We start from the raw sequence: 23,180 nt of genomic DNA, 5'->3' as shown, positions 1-23,180 counted from the left end.
GCGGGCGGTTGTTTACCTACCTCCCTTCCTGACTGTACATTCCACCGACATTGGGCGGCTACTGGAATGGCTACAGACATGCCTACAGATGGCTACCGAATCTACATAACTAATTGATTTTAAAAACCATAGCGAAGTGGCGGGCGATTCCCTTCACCCGCTCCATCCGGCTATTCGCGTCACTTCCAGAATTCCCTTCCCCACGCAACACGCTGTCCTTCCCGAAACTGGCTGGCTGATCCACCACCCGTTATCCAGCAACAGCGTTGATGCCGAATGCACGTCGTCAACTGCTACGCTAGAGGGCAACAGGCAGGACCGTGACCAGCCACCGCTTGTCCGTGGCCAGCATAGCCTGTGTGCCCCTCGACAGGTGGATACTACCCGGTGGGCTGGCCATATACCTGCCCTATCGCATTGGTGCAAAAAATCAAATCCATCCAATGCAGTGGGTCTGATATACCTGGGACACACGTGACATTCACCCCCAGCAACCATCAGCAATCCGGAGAGCGAAATGGACGGCAAGGACAACACCAGCGCAGGCAAGTGCCCCGTCATGCACGGTGCCAACACCAAGATGGGCGGTCGTGGCCCCATGAACAAGGATTGGTGGCCCAATCAGCTCAATCTGAGCATCCTGCACCAGCACAACCCCAAGTCCGACCCCATGGGCGAGGACTTCGACTACGGTGAAGCGTTCAAGTCACTTGATCTTGCGGCAGTCAAGAAAGACCTCGCTGACCTCATGACCGATTCCAAGGAGTGGTGGCCGGCCGATTATGGCCACTATGGCCCGTTCTTCATCCGCATGGCCTGGCACAGCGCGGGCACCTACCGGACCGCCGACGGCCGCGGCGGTGCCTCTACCGGCAATCAGCGCTTTGCCCCGATCAACAGCTGGCCCGACAACGGCAATCTGGACAAGGCCCGCCGCTTGCTTTGGCCGATCAAGCAGAAGTATGGCAACAAGCTGTCATGGGCCGACCTGTATATTCTCACCGGCAACGTGGCCCTCGAAACCATGGGCTTCAAGACCTTCGGCTTCGGTGGGGGCCGCCGCGACATCTGGGCACCCGAAGAGGATATCTACTGGGGGGCCGAAAAGGAGTGGCTGGCGACGAGCGACAAGCCCGACAGCCGTTACTCGGGTGACCGGGAACTGGAGAACCCCCTGGCGGCCGTTCAGATGGGCCTGATCTACGTCAACCCGGAGGGCCCCGATGGCAATCCCGACCCTCTCGCGTCGGCCAGGGACATTCGCGAGACCTTCGCCCGCATGGCCATGAATGACTACGAGACGGTTGCGCTGACGGCGGGTGGCCACACCTTCGGCAAGACCCACGGCGCCGGTGACCCGGAGCATGTCGGCCCCGAGCCGGAAGCGGCACCGATCGAGCAGATGGGTCTTGGCTGGATAAGCAGCCACGGCAGCGGCAAGGGTCGCGACGCCATCACCAGCGGACTCGAAGGCGCCTGGACACCGACACCCACCCGTTGGGACATGAGCTACTTCGACGTGCTGTTCGGCTATGAATGGGAACTGACCAAGAGCCCGGCGGGAGCCCAGCAGTGGGCGCCGAAGGGCCTGGCGGACAAGGATCACGCGCCGGACGCGGAAGACGCTTCCCGCAAGGTCGGCATCATGATGTCCACCGCCGACATGGCAATGCGAGAAGACCCGGATTACCGCAAGATCGCTGAACACTTCCACAAGAACCCCGAGGAGTTTGCCGACGCCTTTGCCCGCGCCTGGTTCAAACTGACCCACCGCGACATGGGTCCCAAGGTTCGCTACCTGGGCCCGGAAGTTCCGGCCGAAGACTTGCTCTGGCAGGACCCCGTGCCGGCTGGTAGCACTCACTACGATGTCGATGCCGTCAAAGCCAAGATCGCTGCCAGTGGCCTTGGCATCAACGAGATGGTCGCCACTGCCTGGGACAGCGCCCGCACCTTCCGAGGCTCTGACTTGCGTGGCGGCGCCAACGGGGCGCGTATTCGCCTAGCCCCCCAGAGAGACTGGGAAGCCAACGAGCCCCAGCGCCTGACCAAGGTGCTTGGCGTGCTGGAGGGTATCGCCACCGAGACCGGCGCAAGCATTGCAGATGTGATCGTGCTGGCGGGTAACGTCGGCATCGAGCAGGCTGCCAAGGCCGCTGGTGTCAACGTCGACGTGCCGTTTGCTAAAGGTCGCGGCGATGCCACCGACGAGCAGACGGACGCCGAGTCATTCGACCCCCTGGAACCCGAGGCGGATGGGTTCCGCAACTATCGCCGCGCCAGGTTCACCGTGCCGGACGAGGAAATGCTGGTTGACCGCGCCCAACTGCTGGGCCTCAGTGCGCCGGAGATGACTGTGCTGGTCGGCGGCTTGCGGGTACTGGATGCCAACCACGGCAACGTCAAGCACGGCGTACTCACCGACAAGCCCGGCACCCTGACCAACGACTTCTTCGTCAATCTCGTCGATACCAATACGACGTGGAAGCCGAGCGCGGCCGACGAAGACGTATTCGAAGGTCGTGACAGCAAGACCGGTCAGGTGAAGTGGACCGGTACGCGGGTGGACCTGATCTTTGGCTCCAATTCACAGCTGCGCGCCCTGGCCGAAGCCTATGCCCAGGACGATGCCAAGCAGAAGTTCGTCAAGGACTTCGTGGCGGCCTGGACCAAGGTGATGAACGCCGACCGCTTTGACCTGGCGTAAGCAGGACTTGCCACCGGCCAAGTCAACGACATGACTTGGCGATAGGCAACATCAGGCACTCCCGACGCTTTGGGAGTGCCTTTTTTATTGAACTGACGTTATCGTAACGCCAGTCACCAACGGTAGGCGAGCACGCCAAAAAAGCCTAACCTTCGTGAACAACGCACCCGACCCAATTTCATGTGGACAGGTGGCGAGGGGGCTTGAAGCCCATGACACGGGCCGCCTCGCTGCCAGCATGAGCCAACGCCAGGGAGGAAAGTCCCATGAGCAAGCCCTGCATCATCTGTGTCGCCATTACCGGTAGCGTGCCCCGCAAGGAGAATAATCCAGCGGTACCCATCACCATCGAGGAACAGGTGGAGAGTACTCAGGCAGCCTTCGAGGCCGGCGCCACCATCGCCCACTGTCACGTGCGCAACGCCGACCAGACCCCGAGCTCCGACCCCGAGAAATTCGCCCGCCTGATGGAAGGTCTCACAAAGCATTGCCCCGGCATGATCATCCAGCTCTCCACTGGTGGTCGCTCAGGTGCCGGCGAAGAGCGTGGCGCGATGCTGCCATTGGCTCCCGATATGGCGAGCCTGGCCGTGGGCTCCAACAATTTCCCCAACCGCGTGTACGAAAACTCGCCTCAACTCGTCGACTGGCTAGCGGAAGAGATGCGCAAGTACCACATCAAGCCCGAGATCGAAGCCTTCGACCTGTCGCATATCCACCAGGCGGTCAACATGACGAAGGATGGCCGGATAGAGGCGCCACTCTACGTGCAGTTCGTGATGGGCGTGAAGAACGCCATGCCTGTCGACAAGCCGACGTTCGATTTCTACATCGAGACGCTGAACCGGCTCGCGCCGGATGCCGAATGGTGTGGAGCGGGTATCGGCGCCCAGCAGTTGACACTCAACGAATGGTCGATTGCCGCGGGGGGCCATACGCGAACCGGGCTCGAGGATAACGTGCGCTTCGACAAGCATACCCTGGCACCCTCCAATGCCGCCCTCGTGGCGCGGGTCGCCGAACTTTGCCAACGCTTTGATCGCCCCGTGGCGAGCATCCGCGAGGCACGCGAGATCCTGCATCTGGCACCATCTGGCTGATATCATCGCACGACCATTCATGGTGGCCCGCCAGATACCGAAACGGGTCGCCTGACAAGAGTGATGTCATGGCATTGTTCCTGCTCGTCTTCGCGGTCTGCCTGGTGATCTTCGGCGGCATGGTGGCCATCATGCTGCTGTCGCACACCCCCCGCTTTCGAACCGAACCAGACCATCTGCTGATGCTATTCGACAAGGCATTGGCAAGCGAGGTAGGCGAAACGGAATGGAATACCCTTATCGATTATCCGATTCGACATGACGATACCCTCGATGGGGTGCGCCGACGTGCCAAGCGAATCATGGAAGAGCACGGTCGCCATGGCCGCGTGGCTCGCGGCAAACCGCTGCTCGATGCCAGCGGTCAAGAGGAACTCGGTGCCCTGCGCCAGCATCTTGCCGCGCATACCGCGTTGAAGCGGCGTCAGAGGGAAACATGAGACGCCCGGACCGCATGGACTAGAATGAAGGCCCATACCTGCCCTGACAGGAGCCATCATGTCGAGTGCCATTCGCCAGATTCCTCTCGATACCGCCACCCACCATCATGCCCACGATTACCACCAGATCGTGATCGGTCTGCGTGGACAGGCGGAATTCGAGATCGAGGGCCTGGGCGGATCGATCTCCGCACTGTCAGGCTGCATCGTGCCAGCCAACCATATGCATTACTACGCCGGCACCGGTGACAATCACCAACTGATTCTCGACCTCCCGGGCCAAGCCCCTGCGTTGACCGGCTTCCATCATGAGCTGGCGAAACTCTTTGAGGCCCCCCGCTTCTTTACTCTTGATGAACCACTCAAGCGCTACCTCGACTTTCTTCTGCTCGAGTTGAGCGCCTCCCCCAACCACGCTAGCGCCCAGAACGACCGCCTGGCCGCCACTTTATTGGGTTGCCTGCATGCCCGGCTGGCTGAGGCAGACGCTTCGACCTACCAGCGTCTGGATCTGCCACGACTCGACCGCTTTATCGCCCATCATCTATCGAGCCGCCTGAGCGTCGGCGACCTGGCCCGCGAGGCCTGCCTCAGCGAAGCCCACTTCCGCCATTGCTTTCGCGCACAGACCGGACTTTCGCCGTGGCAGTACGTGCGACGCAAGCGGCTCGAAGCCACCCGCCGCCTGCTGGTCGAAAGCCCCCTGCCGCTCTCCGAGATTGCCGACCTCACCGGATACGCCACCCAAAGCGCACTCTCCCATGCCTTCCGCGCGGCATTTGGCCATGCCCCGAGCCAATACCGAAAGCTGCATCAACTCGGCACACTCTCGGTGACCGACACCTGAGCGATGCCAACCTGGCCCGCTCCAACCACGCTGTTTCGCGCCAGGAGAATCACTCTCCGATTCCACATCCCATTACACCCGAACAAGCCCCCGGCTGCTTGGCGTAAATGCCCGGCGCTTGAATAAGACCAAAGTTGCATAAAGCGCACCATTTCAGCCCCTGCCCGCGAAATCCACAACAATCTCCGCAGAATCGGCAAGCGGTGGTACCCCTCAGAACCTAGAGTCTTGGGTATATCCGCTTTCACGCGTCCGCCGCGTTTGTCGCAACGTGCCACGATGTCCCTACTCGTGGCGTCAACCAGGAGATCTTTCATGCTCGACGCCAACGCCATGCTGCACACCACCACCTGGCAGCAGGATCTCGACACCCTCTTCGCGCGTATCAGTGATCATTACGTGCTCGACGAGGATGTCTTCGTTGGCGAGCTGATCGACACCCTTGCGGCCAATGCCGATGACTTTCGCCGCATCGCCTCGCAGACCGCTGAACTGGTGCGCGAAGTGCGTGGGATGGATACCGCCGTCGACACTATCGACGAGTTGCTCCAGCAGTACAGCCTCGATACCCATGAGGGCCTGATGCTGATGTGCCTGGCCGAGGCGATGCTGCGGATTCCCGACACGTCCACCGCCGATGCGTTGATCGAAGACAAGTTGGGGCCGGCCGACTGGCAGGCCCACATCGGCAAGAGCGACTCCTGGATGGTCAACGCCTCCACCTGGGGGCTGTTGATGACCGGCCGCGTGGTGACTCTGGACAAGCCCCACGACGGCAAGCCCAGCGGCTTCATCAACCGGCTGGTCAACCGCATGGGAGAGCCGGTGATTCGCCGAGCGATGGTCGAGGCGATGAAGGTGATGGGCAAGCAGTTCGTACTCGGACGCGATATCGATGAAGCGCTCAAGCGTTCCAAGCCACTCTTCGACAAGGGCTACACCTACTCCTACGACATGCTGGGAGAAGCCGCCCGCACGCGGAAAGATGCCGCACGCTATTTCGAGGATTACGCCAAGGCGATCCAGCAGGTCGGCAAGACCAGCAAGTCGCTGTCAGCGAAGACGCCCTCGCCTTCGGTCTCCATCAAGCTCTCGGCGCTGCACCCGCGCTATGAGTTCGGGCGCCGCGAGCAAGTGCTGCGCGAGCTTGTTGGCAGCGTACGCGAGCTTGCCGCCATGGCGCGCGAGCAAGATGTCGCGGTGACCATCGACGCCGAGGAGGTGGACCGCCTGGAGCTCTCCCTGGAAGTGTTCCGCGCCGTCTATGAAAGCGAGACGTGCAAGGGCTGGGGCCATTTCGGGCTGGTGGTGCAAGCCTATTCCACGCGTGCGCTGCCCGTACTGCACTACCTCAACCGCCTGGCCGACCAACAGGGGGACGAAATCCCGCTGCGCCTGGTAAAGGGCGCCTACTGGGACAGCGAGATCAAGGAATCGCAGCAGCTTGGCGTCGCTAGCTACCCGGTATTTACACGCAAGGCGAGCACCGATGTCGCCTACCTGGTGTGCGCCCGTTTCCTGCTCTCGGAAGATACCCGCGGCAAGCTCTTCCCGCAGTTCGCCACCCACAACGCCCATACCATCAGTGCGATCCTCGAGCAGGCCAATGAAGCCACTCGCCCGTTCGAGTTCCAGCGCCTGCATGGCATGGGCGAAGCCCTCTACGACGGCGCCCTGAAGCGCGCACCCGAGGGCACCTATTGCCGAATCTACGCACCGGTGGGTGCTCATAAGGAGCTGCTGCCCTACCTGGTTCGCCGGCTGCTCGAGAACGGTGCCAACTCATCCTTCGTGCACCAGCTTGTCGACCCCAAGGTACCGGTCGAATCACTCTGCGAGCACCCGGTGCAGTCGCTCAAGCACCACTCGCGACTGGCCAATCCGCGCATCCCGTTGCCTCGCGACATCTATGGCGAGAAGCGCCCCAACTCACGTGGCGTGAACCTCAACATCCGCAGCCAGTATCAACCCCTGATGGAGGCCATGGGCAAGTTCATGGATTCCACCTGGGATGCACGCCCGCTGCTGGCCTTCGACGTACCCGCCGCCCCGGACAACACGCATGCGGTCACCAGTCCCTATGACCGGCGCCGCAAGGTCGGCAGCGTGCAATGGACCAGCAAGGAGCAGGCCGCCAAGGCGGTGGATGCCGCCTGGGTCGCCTTCCCGCGCTGGAGCGATACACCGGTGACGGAACGTGCGGCAATCATCCGCAAGCTGGGCGACCTGATGGAGGACAACCTCGCCGAGCTGATGACACTGTGCTCTCGCGAGGGCGGCAAGCTGCTCACCGATGGGGTCGATGAGATCCGCGAGGCAGTCGACTTCTGCCGCTACTACGCGATGCGCGCCGAACAGCAGTTCGCCACACCCACGGCCCTGCCCGGGCCAACCGGGGAATCCAACGAGCTGTCGATGACCGGCAAGGGGGTGTTCGCCGCGATCAGCCCCTGGAACTTCCCGGTAGCGATCTTCTGCGGCCAAGTGGTAGCCGCTGCCGTGGCCGGCAACACCGTGCTTGCCAAGCCAGCCGAGCAGACCTCGATCGTCGCACACCGCGTCATCGAGCTCTTGCACGAAGCCGGCATGCCGCGCGATGTCGTACAACTGCTGCCCGGCGACGGGCCTACGGTGGGCAGCGTATTGACTGGCGACCCGCGCATCACCGGCGTGGTGTTCACCGGCGGCACCGACACCGCCCAGATCATCAACCGCTCACTGGCGGCGAGAGAGAATGCGCCACTGCCAACCCTGATCGCCGAAACAGGCGGCATGAACGCGATGATCGTCGATTCCACCGCACTGCCCGAGCAAGTGGTCGCCGACGTCATTCAGTCGGCCTTCCAGAGCGCCGGCCAGCGCTGCTCCGCATTACGGGTGCTGTTTCTACAGGACGACGTGGCGGATCGCGTCATCGAGATTCTCGATGGTGCCATGGCCGAGCTGCATGTTGGCGACCCGCGCGAGCTGGGCACCGATGTCGGTCCAGTGATCGATGATGACGCCCGCCGCGGGCTCACCGAACACATCGAGAAGCTCAAGGGCGAAGGGCGCCTGCTCGCCGAGACGCCGCTCGACCCCGTTCACACCGCTGAAGGCACCTTCATCGCACCGGCGGCATTCCTCATCGATGGGATCGACGCGCTGGACCGTGAACAGTTTGGCCCTGTTCTGCACATCGTTCGCTACCAGGCCAGCGAGATCGACCGCGTGATCGAATCGATCAATGCCCGCGGCTACGGCCTGACCTTCGGCGTGCATAGCCGCAATGAGTCATTCGCCGAACGGATTGTCAGGAAGGTGCAAGTCGGAAACGTCTATATCAATCGCAACATCATCGGAGCCGTGGTGGGCGTTCAGCCCTTCGGGGGGCAGGGGCTTTCCGGCACCGGCCCCAAGGCAGGCGGCCCCAACTACCTGCTACGTTTTGCCACGGAAAAGACCATCACCATCAACACCGCGGCACTTGGCGGCAACGCCTCGCTGCTGGCACTCGGTGATGAGTGAGCGATGGGAGAGTGACAAGCCAAGGGTGAGTCACAGTTGTTGTCACTACCGGTACTGCAACCCGACACAGCCATGATGGACCATAGGCCCTGCCGCGTCAGGCGCGGATGCCATGACATCATCCAGCCATCCAGGTGCTACATTCGGCAGGGCAACATGGTGCACCTGCCACACTCTCGCCTCCGGTCACCGTGGGCAATCCCGACAAGCGGTCTGCAACAATCACAATTCGAGGCCCCATCATGAAAGGCACTACCACCTCCGGGAACGTTGGCGAGCCGGCACTCGAGGGTGTTCTTGACCCCGTGGCCATCACCCTCGCGACACTTGCCGTTCAACCCACCCACTTTGAGGATTTCACACCCCATATTCGCTGTTCATAGGTATCACGATGGCCGGCATACTTGGCCTGATGCTCGGTCAACCGAGGCCAACTACCGAGAGGTGAGCCATGAAATGACAAAAGTTGAACGTCCGTTAGCATTCTCGCCCCTATACTCATAATGTGACCATAATAATGTTGAAGCTAGTGCCAAAGGCAGTGACGACATTAGTAACGAAAAATATACCGACAACCGGACGCAAGGAAATTCCCCATGGTTGAAAACAACACTACCATCGCCTTCACCATCGCACCCTACCTGATCGCGATGCCTGCCATCAGCGCTCTGGCTTGAATGCGCACCAAAAACCTGTCGGAGCTACATCCGGCCCAATAAACTGGAGTTTTTTTTATGGCTATCGGTGTATGGATCAGTCTCATCGCTTACTTTGCGCTGATGATCGCCATCGGCGTATACGCGATGCGCACAGCGACGTCTTCATCCGAAGACTACATGTTGGGTGGCCGAGGCCTCAGTCCACAGGTAGCGGCCTTGTCGGCCGGCGCTTCGGACATGAGCGGCTGGCTGCTGCTGGGGTTGCCCGGGGCAATGTTCGTCTCCGGCCTGGGGTCCGCCTGGATCGGGATCGGTCTGCTCGTGGGTGCGTTCTTCAACTGGACACTGGTCGCACCACGCCTTCGCGAACAGACGGTTCACTACGGCAACGCGATTACCATTCCGGAGTTCCTGGCTAACCGGTTCCCGACACGAGCACTTTCCCTTCGCACGGTGTCCGCCATCGTCATCGTGGTGTTCTTCGCCGTTTACACGGCATCAGGCCTGGTGGCCGGTGGCAAGCTGTTCGAGAGCGCGTTTGCCGGTATCTTCAACTTCGGTGGCCTGAGCGACTACGCGGCTGGGATCGTCATCACGCTGGGCGTGGTACTCGTCTATACGGTGGTTGGCGGCTTTCTGGCCGTGAGCATGACGGACTTCGTACAAGGCTGCATCATGATGCTGGCCCTGGTGATCATGCCGGCGGTTGTGCTGTTCGGTGAAGGCGGCGGCGGTTTCTCCCAAGCCTCGCAAACCCTCAATGAGGTCGACCCCACGCTGCTATCGTGGACGGAAGGACTGACCTTCATCGGCTGGCTGTCTGCGGTGACCTGGGGACTTGGGTATTTCGGGCAGCCGCACATCATCGTGCGCTTCATGGCCATCCGCTCTCTGAAGGACGTTCCCATTGCCCGCAACATCGGCATGAGCTGGATGCTCATCTCTCTGATCGGCGCGATCTCTCTGGGTGTGTTCGGCCGGGCCTATGCGGTCCGCAACGGTATGGATGTCCAGGATCCGGAAACGATCTTCATCATCCTGGCGGATCTGCTGTTCCATCCGCTGATCACCGGCTTCCTGTATGCTGCACTGCTCGCCGCGATCATGAGCACCATTTCCAGTCAGCTCCTGGTGTCGTCTTCCTCACTGACCGAGGACTTCTATCGCCTGTTCCTGCGCAAGGAAGCCAGCGAGAAAGAGTGTGTGACCGTAGGCCGGGCTTGCGTAGTGGTAGTGGGTCTGGTGGCAACCATCATTGCCTCCAATCCGGACTCACAGGTTCTGGGGCTGGTCAGTAACGCCTGGGCAGGCTTCGGCGCGGCATTTGGCCCGTTGATCATCCTGTCGCTGATGTGGTCGCGCACCAACGGCGCTGGTGCCATCGCCGGTATGGTGGTGGGTGCTGTCACCGTCATGATCTGGATTTCCTTGGGCTGGAACGGAGAGTTCATGGGGGGTCCCGGCGTATACGAGATCATTCCTGGTTTCCTCGCTTCCTTCATTGCCATCCTGGTGGTGAGCAGTGTGACTGCCGACGCTGGCGAATATCAGCACATCACTCGCTAAAAGCGCGCCTGGCGCACTCACGCTCTACCGCGCCAGTCCGTAGGCATAGAGAAGCCGCCCCAAGGGGCGGCTTCATGTTTTTCACGGATCCCCCACCCCGCCAACACCGTGGCCGTCAGACGAACACCACACAGCCCACCAGCACCAGAGCGAACACCAATAACATCAGCAAACTCGCCTTGGGCGATAACGCCTGGCCGAGCAGACCTCGGCGCTGCTGATCCTGCATGGGTTGCACGAAGCCCGCGCCCAACGACCAGATCCCCAGCAGGATTACCGGTACACGCAAGGCCATTGGCAAACTCTTGATCACCTCGGGCTGCATCAGCAACCAGACAGCAAGGCCAGCCGCCAGCAGCAGAGTGATCATCGCCAACATCCATGAAGGTTGTCCGGGGGACGTCTGGGTTCTCATCGCCACACTCCTCGTCAACGACTCGCCAACTCTAGTCTGCTCAAGCTCAGCAACCCTACCGACCTCACCCGCCTGGCCGCTGGCTTTCAGTCAAGCCGATTTTTTCTTCCGGCGCGAGCCGTAAACACTGCAACGCATCAAAAGTTGTACAATAAGACCACACCTACCAGTCCTCACCCGGGCACCTACCATGGCATAAACCCTGGCACAAACCCTGTAACCCAGGGATTTAATGGGCATGAAGTAGTTTACAAAAATTTACGAGATTTTTTGAACTACCACCCCTATCATTATCTTGTACAAGTTTTATGAAAGAAATACCTGTTGGATGTGGCGTGCAAGTGACCCAACCCTACGCCACCTCACGATGCATTCGGCGGTCGATCATTCAGCCATCGCCTACGCGGTTATCTCGACGAAAGAGGACTCTCTCGATGAGCAAGTCAACTATCATCTGTTCCGCTGTCATCTCGGCCAGCCTGTTATTGACAAGCCAGGCCGCACTGGCCTTCGGCGCAGGAGACATCTTCGTGCGTGGAGGTATTGCCAAGACCGACACCAAGGACCAGAACGGCACCCTTGACGTGGCGGGCGACCTCAACGTCTACAACGCACGAGGCCTCTACTACGGTGTGGGTTACCTGTTCACCGACAAGATCGGTATGGAGCTTTCCGGACAGGAACCGGTCGATCACATCCTGGTGACCGGCAATGTGGGTAATATCGGCACGGTTGATCGCACGCCGGTCAACCTGATGGCCAACTACTACCCATTGGGTGGCATGGCGTCTCGGGTACAGCCTTATGTCGGAGTGGGTATCAATTACACCCACTTCTCAGGAGAGGAACTGGAGGGTCTCGACGTCGACAACACCTATGGCGTTGTCGGGCAGGCGGGGGTGGATCTGGCGATCACCGACAACCTGATGCTCAATGGCTTTGCCAACTATGCCGACGTGAAAGCGGATGTCAGCTTAGGTGCAGCAGAGCTTGGCGAAGCGGACATCCGGCCATTGACCGTTGGCGGCGGCATCACCTACCGCTTCTGAACATGATGGCGGCATAGTGATAAAGTGCCGTTGGTGCACCATCGCCGGGCCTTGAGCCCGGCGATGGCATCAACAACCACTCAATTCTCGGTGACCAGGCGGTCGACTTCTTCCACTGCCTTTTGCATCAACAGGCGATGAGCCGCGCTGATACCCTTCTCTGCCAGGTAGACATCCACCGCGGGGGCCACCTCGCATTTCGCCGGCATCGCAGCGCGATGCTCGACAAGTGTGTCGAGACGTGCAATGAACACGAACCGCAGCCACTGCTGCATCGTCATGGTATCGATGCAGAAGGGTGCTTCGCTGGCATAGGCGTCAGGAGATGGTGGCTCCATACGCCATAAGTTGGCGGCCATCATGGTAGCTTCGAGCCGGCGTAACGCCGTATCCAGTTCCTGATGAACGGACATGGGACCTCTCTTCTCTGGTTGGATCACCATTATCGATGCCTGCGTGCTCGCCAGCAACGCCCCGAACATTCACTGCGGATTCAAACGCCAGGCAACTCGATCTCGCACACAGCACGACAGGAAGGTCAGGCATAATTCACAGAATGGCTGAACGGCCCTGTGGATAATCACTGGACACACTTCGCCGGGCCAGGCGGCATGGGCATTTCAGCCGATCGATCAATTCGTGATCAACATGCCCTGAAAGACGTCTTCCCACCTGCTGACATCACCTATTCACCAAGGTAGAGTGCACGGTTCGCAACACGGAGACACCATGCAACCGATCCACAGCCTTCATGACTTCTTCGAGCGTAGCGGCGCCGAGGTGTGGCTTTATCACCTGGGCCGACGCGTCGAACCCTGCTCGATGGCGACCCTTGCCGCCTTCGAAGCCGGTGAACAGCCATGGCCGTTGCCCTGGCAAGGCCAGGCGCGCCTTGGCCTGGTGTTTCGCCTGGCCGGTGTGGACGATCCATTGATCTGGTTCCTGGCGCTGCCGCTGGACGAGCAGGGCCTGCTGGTGCCAGCACCGCGTGACGCTTTCGTGCAACGCCTGCTGGAAACCCTGGGTCGCAGCGCAACGGCTCTCGATCAAGGCGACGGGCTGTCCACCAATGGTCTTCCTGTCGACGGCAAAGCCGGTGTGGATAACCTGATGCAGGACAATCCGCTGGCGTTCTCCCCAAGCCTGCCCTTCCAGGCCCTGCTGCACGCACGCGCCAGTCGCGACCTGGACCAGCCTGCAAGCCAGCACCTCGAGCCAGTGGAAGCCTATTTGAGTGGTCAGCAAGACTTCGACTGGCAGGCGCTTGGGCTTCAGGGACTGGCGGATTTCTCGGTGCGCATGGACGCAAACGCGGCACTTTCCCTTGCCAAGCATATGCCGACATTGCCAAGCCAAGTCGTCATCTCGCTGTGTTACTGTCTCGAACACCTCGAGGTGGACGACAATCTTGCACTAGCGCTGCGAGAACGCGGTGAGAAGGCCGCTCAATCGGGTGATATTGAAGCCTTCTGCGCGTGTGTCAGGGCAGTGAGTGGCGCCAATGATGCTGTCGCTGGCGCCTGGATCGATGCACTGCTGGCGGATCCCGATGCCTGCGGCCCCGACCTGCTGGCGGCCATCGCCGCGCGGGGCTATCGGCATCTCGAGCACGCGCAGCGGCTACCGAGATTTCTCGAACGCCTGGCATCCTGTGATAATGCCGATTTCATGGGCGTGGCACGTGATCTTGCACTGATCCCACGTCTACGCTTGCTGGTTTTGATGACGCTGCGTGACGTCTCTGCGGACACTGCCATCGGCCGGCGCCTGGCGACACTCACAAGGCTTGCGGGGACAGCGACACGATGACAATGAAAGAACTTCCCTATGCACCAAGGGCGGTGATCGGGCGCCGCGAGATGGTCACGCTACCCGAGATGGGGCTACTACTTTGCTCCAAGGTGGATACCGGTGCGCGCACTTCCGCACTGCATGCCGAAGACATCGAGTCCTTCGAGGAAGGCAACCATCTATGGGTCAGTTTCACGACTCGCAGTGGTGGCCCAAACACGCCACCTCATGTATTTCGCATGCACCTTCATGACCGCCGCAAGGTACGCAGCTCCAATGGTCAGGAGGAGTGGCGCTACGTGATTCGTACTCCCCTGCGCCTTGGTGACCTGGAATTCCCGGTGGAGTTGACCCTCACCGACCGGCGCAACATGCGCCATCCCATGCTATTGGGCCGCCGAGCACTGCGCCGCCTGCTGGTGGCCCCAGGTGCAGCCTTCCTGCACGGCGAACCCTGACACACATGGCCCAGAGCCAAGGAGCCCCTGATGCACATCGCCCTGCTGTCGCGTAATCGCAATCTCTACTCGACCCGCCGCCTGATGGAGGCAGCCGAGCAGCGCGGCCATACCGCGCGGGTCGTCGACACACTGCGCTGCTACATGAGCATCGCCTCCCATCACCCTTCGATTCACTACAAGGGCCAGGAGGTCGAGCCATTCGACGCAGTGATTCCACGCATTGGCGCGTCGGTGACCTTCTATGGGTGCGCGGTGCTGCGTCAGTTCGAGATGATGGGCACGTACGTACTCAACGACTCCGTATCGATCACCCGCTCTCGCGACAAGTTGCGTTCCCTGCAGTTGCTCTCACGCAAGGGCCTGGGCCTGCCGATCACCGGTTTCGCGCACTCGCCGGATGACATTCCCGACCTGATCACCATGGTGCGTGGCGCGCCACTGGTCATCAAGCTGCTGGAAGGTACCCAGGGCATCGGTGTGGTGCTGGCGGAAACCAATCAGGCCGCAGAATCGGTGATCCAGGCCTTCATGGGCATGAAGGCCAACATCATGGTGCAGGAGTACATCAAGGAAGCGCGCGGCGCCGATATCCGCTGCCTGGTGATCGGCGACAAGGTGGTCGCCTCGATGAAGCGCCAGGCCGCCGACGGCGAATTCCGCTCCAACCTGCACCGCGGAGGGACGGCAAGCCTGATACGCATCACCCCGGAGGAGCGCTCGACCGCCATTCGGGCGGCCAAGGCCATGGGGCTCAGGGTCGCCGGTGTCGACCTGCTGCGCTCCAACCATGGGCCGGTGATCATGGAGGTCAACTCATCGCCTGGTTTGCAAGGTATCGAGAATGCCACCGGCAAGGACATTGCCGGATTGATCATCGAACACATCGAAAAGAACGCCACACCCGCGCGCAAGGCACCCCCTAAGCCCAAGGGGTAATTGCAAAAAGGCGTTAATAGCGGGTTAATGAGCGAAAATTTATTGCCGCCGGGGGTAGCAAAACAGTGTTTCCCCCGCCACAATCTGCGTCACCGGAGGAGGTGACCGCTCATGTTTCTCGACAATCGCCAAGTGGCGATGGACAGTGCCTTGGAGGCCCTGGCCGACAGTATCGATTATTTTCAGGACAACCTTGAGCGCCTGGGCCCGTCCCTGCGCGACGCCCTGAAGCCCCACTACGAGGCACGCGCCAAGTCGATGCAGAAGCTTCAGGGCCTGGCGCGCCAGCACCTCAACATGTTGCCCCGCGATGCCGATGTCGAACGCGACGATTACATGTGGCTGTGGAGCCGTCTGAAGAGCTTCGTCGGCAACGAAAGCCAGGTGGTGATCGGCGAGCTGCTCGAGCAGGAGCGGGTTCTGATGCAGTCGCTGTCGACGCTTTACACTCACCCACTGCCCGAGGCCGTCGAGCCGGTCATCGAGGAGTGCTGGAAGGGGTGTCGTGCGCTGATCCGCGAACTCTATCGCCAGCAGAAACAACGCCAGCGCCGCTAAGGCAGCGTGGCGGATGCGCTTCCCTGGTGTTGATACACCTGCTCAAGGCGTATCGCGCTCAACTCTCTCCGTGTTCCCTGCGCTCTCCACGAGAGCCGTCGACGCCCGTGCCTGTTCAGCCGCATGGGCGTTCTGATCTGCGTCCCACTCTCGTGGCGCGATCTCGAGCGGCTCCAGCGGTCCAAGGAAGTAAGGCGCCCTGCCCCACAGGTAGAGATCGCCAATGGTCGCCACGCGCGCGACCCATTCCCTTGCCACTAGCTTCCACAGCCCGCTTACCGGGCGTGCCGGCACCGCGCATCCGGTCGCTTCGACACCCAATGCATCGGCGATGAAAAGCGCCCTGGGCAGGTGCCATGACTGAGTGACCAACAACGCCCGGTGAACATCGAAGACCTCCCGAGCACGCGCCAAGGTATCGAAGGTGCTGAAGCCGGCGTAATCCAGGGTCATGTCGGCGTCGCGAACTTCACGGCTGCGCAGGTCGCGCCACATGGTCACTGGCTCATTGTAGTAACGCGTACGGTTGTCGCCGGAGAGCAGCAGATGGTCGACACGCCCGAGTCGAATCAAGCGTGCCGAGGCGCTCATTCGCGCATCAAAGTGCGGATTTCGCACGCCGCTACGGGTCCAGTGGGAGGTGCCGAAGACGATGCCAACCCGCTCGGCACGGCACAAGGGAAGCGTGGTCTCGATACGCGACTGCGCCTTGCCAACCACCCACACGTTGATGCCCACGAACAGCAACGTGGCCAGCAACGCAAGTGCGCCCAGCGACATCAGCAGTACCTTGAAGGCCTTCCACACCAGCACCTGCATTGACACCCTCACCCATGAAAAGATGCCGAACGGGAAACCTGCTGCCCACCATCAAGCCCACGCGAGGTCACGCCAACGCGACATGGACCATTCACTCAGAACATACCGAGTTCGAGCTTGGCCTCATCGCTCATCATCTCACGGCTCCAGGGCGGGTCGAAGACGATATCGGTGTGTACCTGGCTGATCTGCGGTGCGCCAAGGATCTTGTTGCGGGCATCGGCGGCAATCACATCGCCCATCCCGCACCCAGGCGCGGTCAGCGTCATGCGGATGGTGACGATGCGCTCACCAGTGAGCAAGCGTTCGATACGGCAGCCATAGACCAGGCCAAGATCGACGATATTGACCGGTATCTCGGGGTCGAAGCAGGTGCGTAACTGATCCCAAACGAACGCCTCGATGTCGTCATCACTGGCGTCTTCCGGCAGTGTCGGGCGCGGCAATGCCTCGAGCCCCAGGGCGTCGAGGTTGGCACCCTCGATCAGATATAGCCGCCCCTCATGGGCAACGCTGACCGTGCTGCCCTTGGCTTGCATCACGCTGACCTCGCTGTCCTCGGCAAGCGTGATGGTCTTGCCGAAGGGGATGGAGATAGCCGCCACATCGCGCTGCAGCGGCAACGTCTGGCCCTTGTGGAGACTTTCTATCTGCTCGATATCACTCATCAGCGAACCATGTCGATGACGCGTTGCAATGCCTCGGCAAACACGTCGATCTCTTCGAAGGTGTTGTAGGCGGCAAACGACGCGCGACAGGTAGCGTCCAGGCCAAATTGCGCCAGCAGTGGCTGGGCGCAGTGGTGGCCGGTGCGAATCGCCACGCCGAGCTGGTCGATCAGAAGGCCGATGTCCTGGGCGTGGGCGCCATCGACCACGAACGACAGCACGCCAGCCTTGTCGGGGGCAGTGCCGAGAATGCGCAGGCCATCGATACGCGACACCCGGGCGGTGGCATGGGCAAGCAAACGCGCTTCCCAGGCACCGATGGCATCGAGCCCCACACCGGATATCCACTCGAGCGCCTTGCCAAGCGCCACCACCTCGGCGATCGCCGGCGTGCCGGCTTCGAACTTGTGGGGGATCTCCGCGAAGGTGGTACCGGCCTCGAAGGACACCGTGCGAATCATCTCGCCGCCACCCTGCCACGGCGGCATTGCCTCGAGCAGCGCCGCCTTGCCGTATAGCACCCCCACACCCGTTGGCCCATAGACCTTGTGACCCGAAAAGGCATAAAAGTCGGCATCGATGTCATGCACATCGACACGCTGGTGTGGTGTGGCCTGGGCACCATCCACCAGGATCAGCGCACCATGCTGGTGGGCGATGCTAGCCATCTCGCGCACCGGATTGACCGTGCCGAAGGCATTCGAGACATGGTTGACCGCCACCAGCCGGGTACGCTCGGTGAACAGTGCCCGATAAGCCGCCTGATCCAGCACTCCACGCTCATCGACCGGAATCACCTTGATGGTAAAGCCAATCTCCTGGGCCAATAGCTGCCAGGGCACGATATTGGAGTGATGCTCGAGGCGCGAGATCAACACCTCATCGCCCGGGCGAAGGTTGGCCCTGCCCCAACTGTTGGCCACCAGATTGATCGCTTCGGTGGTGCCACGGGTAAAGATGATTTCGCGAGATGCGCCGGCATTCAGGAAGCCGCGCACCGTCTCGCGGGTACCCTCGAAGGCGGCTGTTGCCTCGTCCGCCAGGGTATGAAGCCCGCGATGAATGTTGGCATTGAGCCGCGAATAGTAATCATCGAAGGCGGCTATCACCTGGCGCGGGGTCTGACTGGTCGCGGCATTGTCGAGATAGACCAGCGGCTTGCCATGCACCTGCCGCGCAAGGATCGGGAAGTCCGCACGAATCGCGGCCACGTCCAGGACCGGGGGTTGAGAGGTACCTGCCCGTGGCAGGTCGCTGGCAAGCTCGCTCATGATGGTCTCCTCACGCTTATTCATCGCCCAAGGCGACGGCGGCCTCGACGAGTCCGGCCAGGTTGAAGCGCTCCGGCAACTTGCCCGCCACGGCGAGCTCGACCCGCTCGGCGATGGCATCGAGGTCGACCTCTTCCAGCACCTCGCCGGCAAACGCCAGTGTCAGAAGGCCACGGGCGGTCTGCTCGTCGATGCCGCGCGTACGCAGCGCAAAGACGGCATCGGCGTCGAGCTGTCCAGTCGTGGTGCCGTGGGAACACTTCACGTCATCGGCATAGATCTCGAGTTCCGGCTTGGCATCGATCTCGGCGCGATCGGAGAGCAGCAGGTTGGCGTTGCTCTGGTAGCCTTCGATCTTCTGGCTATCGCGCTTGACCACCACCTTGCCGTTGAACACGCCATGGGCACGGTCGTCGAGGATGCCCTTGTAGTTCTCGTTGGAGAACGTCAGCGGTGCGTTGTGGTTGGCCAGGGTATGATTGTCGACGTGCTGGCGCCCCTGGCCGTAGAACAGACCGTAGAAGTTGGCGGTGGCACCCTGGCCGTTGAGCTCGCTGATCAGGTCGTTGCGCACAAGCCCGCCCCCCAGGTTCAGGTTGAACGAGGTGTAGTGCGCATCGCGAGCCTGCTCGACGTGAATGCTGGCCACGTGCAGGTCCGCAATCGGCGCTTCCTGCAACTTGTAGTGGGTCAGAATGGCGCCTCGGTCGAGCATGATCTCCTCCACCAGGTTGGTGAAGTTGGCAGCCTCCTGCTCGCCGACATGATGCTCGATCACACGGGCCTCGCTGCGCCCGCCGGCCTCGATCAGGATGCGCGGGTGACTCATCACCGGCTGCGATCCGTTCCTGGAAAGAAACTGCAGGATGATCGGCTTTTCCACCACGCAGCCAGGCGCCAGGCGCAGCACCGCGCCCTCTTCCATGAAGGCCGTGTTGAGCGCCGAGAACGGCGAGAATTCGACGCCGGTGAGCCGGCCAAGCGGGCCACCCACGGCTTCGTGGTTCTCGGCAAGCGCCTGTGACAGCGGCAACAGGTGAACTCCCGTCGGCAGGTCATCGAGCTGCGACAGGGCCGGGGCGAACACGCCATCGACGAAGGTCAGCCGGTGCGCATCAATGGGCAGCGTCAACGCCGCCGCGGAGGCCTTGGAGAACTCGGCGTCCTGCGCCAGCCCGAACTCGCCACGCGCAATGGCGCGCACGTCGGTGTATTTCCACGCTTCGTCGCGCCGGGTCGGAAACCCGAGCGCCTCGAAGCGTGCCGCTCCCGCCTGCCGGCGGGCGGCGATCCAGGTCGGCTCGGGGCCGTTGGCGGCGCGCTCGGCACGGCGCTCGGCGAGCCGCTCGAGAAAGCGCGTCACGTCGCTTTGCACATCACTCATGCCGCGGACTCCTCCACTACCCAGTCATATCCACGAGACTCGAGCTGCTTGGCAAGCTCAGCATCACCGCTCTTGACGATGCGGCCATCGACCAGCACGTGTACGCGGTCCGGCACGATGTAGTCGAGCAGGCGCTGATAGTGGGTGACCAGCAGGATGGCCCGGTCCTGGTCACGCAGGCTGTTGACGCCATCGGCCACTACGCGCATGGCGTCGATGTCGAGGCCAGAATCGATCTCGTCGAGCATGGCGAGCTTGGGTTCGAGCACCAGCATCTGCAGGATCTCGTTGCGCTTCTTCTCGCCGCCGGAGAAGCCCTCGTTGACGGCGCGCTGCAGGAAGCTGGAGTCCATCTTCATCTGGGCGATCTTGTCCTTGATCAGCTTCATGAACTCCGGCGCCGGGATATCATCCTGGCCATTGGCCGCCCGCTTGGCGTTGAGGGCCGCCTTGAGCAGGTAGATGTTCTTGACCCCGGGAATCTCGACCGGATACTGGAACCCCAGCAGCATACCGGCCAGGGCACGCTCCTCGACCTCCATCTCCAGCACGTCCTTTCCCTCGAAGGTGATCGAGCCGGACGTCACTTCATAGCCCTCCTTGCCGGCGATCACCGCGGACAGGGTCGACTTGCCGGCCCCATTGGGGCCCATGATGGCGTGCACTTCCCCGGCGTTGATGGTCAGCGACAGGCCCTTGAGAATTTCAGAGCCTTCCACCGTGACGTGCAGATCCTTGACTTCGAGCATGTTGAATACCTTTCGATTCTGGCGAGCCGCCTGGGCGACTCGTTAAACATTTATCCACTGCAAGCGAAAGACGCGCAGCCGTTTGCTCAGCCAACCGCGCCTTCCAGCGTCACGCTCAGCAACGCCTCGGCTTCCACCGCGAACTCCATCGGCAGCTCCTGGAAGACATCCTTGCAGAAGCCGTTGACGATCATGCTGACCGCATCTTCCTCGGAGATACCGCGGCTCTGGCAGTAGAACAACTGGTCCTCGCCGATCTTCGAGGTGGTCGCTTCGTGCTCGACCGTGGCGGTGCTGTTGCCGATCTCCTGGTAGGGGAAGGTGTGGGCGCCGCAGGTGTCACCGATCAGCAGCGAGTCGCACTGGGTGAAGTTGCGCGCGCCCTTGGCCCGCGGACCGATCTTCACCAACCCGCGATAGGACTGGTTGCTTCTACCGGCGGAGATGCCCTTGGAAATGATGCTCGAACGAGTTCCCTCGCCGATGTGGATCATCTTGGTGCCGGTATCGGCCTGCTGGCGGCCATTGGTCACCGCCACGGAGTAGAATTCGCCGATGCTGTCGCGGCCACGCAACACGCATGACGGATACTTCCAGGTGATCGCGGACCCCGTCTCGACCTGGGTCCAGCTGATTCTCGAGCGATCGCCCCGGCAATCGCCACGCTTGGTGACGAAGTTGTAGATGCCGCCCTTGCCATCCTCGTCGCCCGGATACCAGTTCTGCACCGTGGAGTACTTGATGTAGGCATCTTCCAGCGCCACCAGCTCCACCACCGCGGCGTGCAGCTGGTTCTCGTCGCGCATCGGCGCGGTACACCCCTCCAGGTAGGAGACCTGGGCGCGCTTCTCGCAGATGATCAGGGTGCGCTCGAACTGGCCGGTGTTGGCGGCATTGATCCGGAAGTAGGTGGAAAGCTCCATCGGGCAGGTCACGCCCTCGGGCACGAACACGAAAGAACCATCGGTGAATACCGCGGAATTCAGCGCCGCGAAATAGTTGTCGGCCACCGGCACCACGGTGCCCAGGTACTGCTTGATCAGTTCCGGATAATCGCGGATCGCCTCGGAGATCGAGCAGAAGATCACGCCCGCCTCGTGCAACTTGTCCTTGAAGGTAGTGGTCACCGATACCGAATCGAACACCGCATCCACGGCGACACCGGCCAGTGCCGCCCGCTCATGCAAAGGAATACCCAGCTTCTCGTAGGTCTCGAGCAGCTTGGGGTCGACCTCATCCAGGCTCTGCGGACGATCCTCGTCCCGTTTGGGCGCGCTGTAGTAGGAGATCGACTGATAGTCGATGGGCGGATAATCGAGATGTGCCCAGGACGGCGTCTTCATCTTGAGCCACTGGTGATAAGCCTTGAGACGCCACTCGAGCATCCACTCGGGCTCGCCCTTCTTGTTGGAGATGAAGGCGATGGTGCTCTCGTCGAGGCCGGGCGGTACGGTCTCGCTCTCGATATCGGTCACGAACCCTTCCTTGTAGTCGCGACGAACGAGCTGTTCCATTTCCTGACTTGCCATGATGTCTCCCCTCCCGGGCGGTTGGGCTGGCGAACGTCACGCTCGCCGGGATAATGTTGATTCGTGGGTGCGCAACGCGCGGCTCACGCCGTATCGGCGGCCAGGCTCACGCTCTGAATGGGTAGCTGTACCGGCAGCTTGATGGGCGAGGTATCCGCCAGGTGCGCAAGCGTCACGCTGTCGAGCAGAGTGCGAACCCCCAGCGACACACGCTGCCAGTTGTCCGCCACGCCACAGGTCGCCGCCAGGTCGCAGTCGCCCTCGGCATGACTGCACTCGGTCATCGCCACCGGCCCTTCGATGGCGGTGATGATATCGATGGCGGTGATGCGCGAGGCCGGACGGGCCAGCGAATAACCACCCTGGGCGCCGCGCCGCGACTCGAGAAGCCCCGCCTTGACCAGCATCTTCAATGTCTTGGACACCGTGGGGTGCGGCAATTGCACGGCTTCGGCAAGCTCGGTGGCCGCGTGGGGATGCTCGGGATGACGCGCGATTTGCGCCATCACCACGGCGGCGTAATCGGTCAACCGTGAAAGCTTGAGCATGCCGACCCTCCAGGGTACTGAGTCACAAACCGTTGAAAATCAAAATCTTGATCTCAACATGGCTCGTTTTCGCGCGGCACGAGATGTGCGGCGGCTTGTTGCGTGACGAGCTCGATACGTCAATTGCGGACCATTTTAGTCCTGTATCAATTCGATGTGAAGCCCGAGTGAATGTT

Annotated in this window: 20 protein-coding genes; 11 read left to right on the top strand and 9 right to left on the bottom strand. The window is 61.3% G+C overall.

The features are described 5' to 3' along the window. Positions 1-517: 517 nt before the first annotated feature. The 6 genes from katG (at position 518) to putP (ending at position 10,826) form a co-directional block, all read left to right on the top strand. Positions 518-2,707, top strand: coding sequence for a catalase/peroxidase HPI (katG, locus tag C6V82_RS16875; protein ID WP_102587539.1), 2,190 nt, complete (start codon positions 518-520; stop codon positions 2,705-2,707). A 266-nt stretch (positions 2,708-2,973) separates the two neighbouring features. Then, positions 2,974-3,807 carry a 3-oxoadipate:acetyl-CoA acetyltransferase gene (locus tag C6V82_RS16870; protein WP_102587540.1) on the top strand — a complete coding sequence of 278 codons (834 nt, stop codon included), beginning with the start codon at positions 2,974-2,976 and terminating at the stop codon, positions 3,805-3,807. Between the two features lie 68 nt (positions 3,808-3,875). Next, positions 3,876-4,247 carry a hypothetical protein gene (locus C6V82_RS16865; protein WP_102587541.1) on the top strand — a complete coding sequence of 124 codons (372 nt, stop codon included), beginning with the start codon at positions 3,876-3,878 and terminating at the stop codon, positions 4,245-4,247. A 58-nt stretch (positions 4,248-4,305) separates the two neighbouring features. Beyond that, positions 4,306-5,094 carry an AraC family transcriptional regulator gene (locus tag C6V82_RS16860; RefSeq protein ID WP_102587542.1) on the top strand — a complete coding sequence of 263 codons (789 nt, stop codon included), beginning with the start codon at positions 4,306-4,308 and terminating at the stop codon, positions 5,092-5,094. A 315-nt stretch (positions 5,095-5,409) separates the two neighbouring features. Next, positions 5,410-8,601: a bifunctional proline dehydrogenase/L-glutamate gamma-semialdehyde dehydrogenase PutA gene (putA, locus tag C6V82_RS16855; protein WP_102587543.1), complete on the top strand. Its 3,192-nt coding sequence runs from the start codon at positions 5,410-5,412 to the stop codon at positions 8,599-8,601. Positions 8,602-9,335: 734 nt separating this feature from the next. Then, positions 9,336-10,826 (top strand): sodium/proline symporter PutP, encoded by a 1,491-nt coding sequence (putP, locus tag C6V82_RS16850; protein WP_102587544.1) that lies wholly within the window; start codon positions 9,336-9,338, stop codon positions 10,824-10,826. Positions 10,827-10,941: 115 nt separating this feature from the next. On the opposite strand, the gene C6V82_RS16845 is transcribed toward putP, so the two are convergent. Beyond that, positions 10,942-11,241 (bottom strand): hypothetical protein, encoded by a 300-nt coding sequence (locus C6V82_RS16845; RefSeq protein WP_146009668.1) that lies wholly within the window; start codon positions 11,239-11,241, stop codon positions 10,942-10,944. Between the two features lie 434 nt (positions 11,242-11,675). Between C6V82_RS16845 and C6V82_RS16840 the strand changes: the two genes are divergently transcribed. After that, positions 11,676-12,290: an OmpW/AlkL family protein gene (locus tag C6V82_RS16840; RefSeq protein ID WP_102587546.1), complete on the top strand. Its 615-nt coding sequence runs from the start codon at positions 11,676-11,678 to the stop codon at positions 12,288-12,290. A gap of 80 nt (positions 12,291-12,370) precedes the next feature. On the opposite strand, the gene C6V82_RS16835 is transcribed toward C6V82_RS16840, so the two are convergent. After that, positions 12,371-12,703, bottom strand: a complete 333-nt coding sequence (locus C6V82_RS16835; protein ID WP_102587547.1) for a YqcC family protein — start codon at positions 12,701-12,703, stop codon at positions 12,371-12,373. Positions 12,704-13,019: 316 nt separating this feature from the next. On the opposite strand from C6V82_RS16835, the gene C6V82_RS16830 reads away from it, so the two are divergent. The 4 genes from C6V82_RS16830 to C6V82_RS16815 all read left to right on the top strand — a co-directional run bounded on the left by C6V82_RS16830 (position 13,020) and on the right by C6V82_RS16815 (position 16,036). Beyond that, positions 13,020-14,099 (top strand): DUF3549 family protein, encoded by a 1,080-nt coding sequence (locus C6V82_RS16830; RefSeq protein WP_102587548.1) that lies wholly within the window; start codon positions 13,020-13,022, stop codon positions 14,097-14,099. 2 nt (positions 14,100-14,101) lie between these two features. Continuing rightward, entirely contained in the window at positions 14,102-14,539 is a 438-nt protein-coding gene (locus C6V82_RS16825; RefSeq protein WP_102587549.1) for an ATP-dependent zinc protease family protein, read from the top strand. Positions 14,540-14,569: 30 nt separating this feature from the next. Then, positions 14,570-15,478, top strand: a complete 909-nt coding sequence (gene rimK, locus C6V82_RS16820; protein ID WP_102587550.1) for a 30S ribosomal protein S6--L-glutamate ligase — start codon at positions 14,570-14,572, stop codon at positions 15,476-15,478. A 111-nt stretch (positions 15,479-15,589) separates the two neighbouring features. Next, on the top strand, positions 15,590-16,036 hold the full coding sequence (locus C6V82_RS16815) for a hypothetical protein (RefSeq protein ID WP_102587551.1): 447 nt from the start codon (positions 15,590-15,592) through the stop codon (positions 16,034-16,036). Between the two features lie 42 nt (positions 16,037-16,078). Here C6V82_RS16815 and C6V82_RS16810 read toward each other — a convergent pair whose 3' ends face one another. The 7 genes from C6V82_RS16810 to C6V82_RS16780 all read right to left on the bottom strand — a co-directional run bounded on the left by C6V82_RS16810 (position 16,079) and on the right by C6V82_RS16780 (position 23,004). Beyond that, positions 16,079-16,855, bottom strand: coding sequence for a SanA/YdcF family protein (locus C6V82_RS16810; RefSeq protein WP_102587552.1), 777 nt, complete (start codon positions 16,853-16,855; stop codon positions 16,079-16,081). A gap of 95 nt (positions 16,856-16,950) precedes the next feature. Then, positions 16,951-17,523: a putative Fe-S cluster assembly protein SufT gene (gene sufT, locus C6V82_RS16805; protein ID WP_102587553.1), complete on the bottom strand. Its 573-nt coding sequence runs from the start codon at positions 17,521-17,523 to the stop codon at positions 16,951-16,953. Further along, positions 17,523-18,794, bottom strand: coding sequence for a cysteine desulfurase (locus C6V82_RS16800; RefSeq protein ID WP_102587554.1), 1,272 nt, complete (start codon positions 18,792-18,794; stop codon positions 17,523-17,525). Before C6V82_RS16800 ends, sufT begins: the two co-directional genes overlap by 1 nt. A gap of 16 nt (positions 18,795-18,810) precedes the next feature. Further along, the gene (gene sufD, locus C6V82_RS16795) at positions 18,811-20,178 is read right to left on the bottom strand and encodes a Fe-S cluster assembly protein SufD (RefSeq protein ID WP_102587555.1); all 1,368 of its coding nucleotides are present in this window, start codon (positions 20,176-20,178) and stop codon (positions 18,811-18,813) included. Next, on the bottom strand, positions 20,175-20,927 hold the full coding sequence (gene sufC, locus C6V82_RS16790; protein ID WP_102587556.1) for a Fe-S cluster assembly ATPase SufC: 753 nt from the start codon (positions 20,925-20,927) through the stop codon (positions 20,175-20,177). The genes sufD and sufC overlap by 4 nt, the downstream gene beginning before the upstream one ends. Before the next feature lie 86 nt (positions 20,928-21,013). Next, positions 21,014-22,456, bottom strand: a complete 1,443-nt coding sequence (gene sufB / locus C6V82_RS16785; protein WP_102587557.1) for a Fe-S cluster assembly protein SufB — start codon at positions 22,454-22,456, stop codon at positions 21,014-21,016. An 83-nt stretch (positions 22,457-22,539) separates the two neighbouring features. Beyond that, positions 22,540-23,004, bottom strand: a complete 465-nt coding sequence (locus tag C6V82_RS16780) for an SUF system Fe-S cluster assembly regulator (RefSeq protein ID WP_102587558.1) — start codon at positions 23,002-23,004, stop codon at positions 22,540-22,542. Between the last annotated feature and the right edge of the window lie 176 nt (positions 23,005-23,180).

This window comes from Halomonas urumqiensis (assembly GCF_003028575.1).
In the GTDB taxonomy this organism is placed as follows: Bacteria; Pseudomonadota; Gammaproteobacteria; order Pseudomonadales; family Halomonadaceae; genus Halomonas; species Halomonas urumqiensis.
The sequence above is the reverse complement of the archived record's forward strand: the minus strand, read 5'-3'. Positions and strand labels throughout refer to the sequence as shown.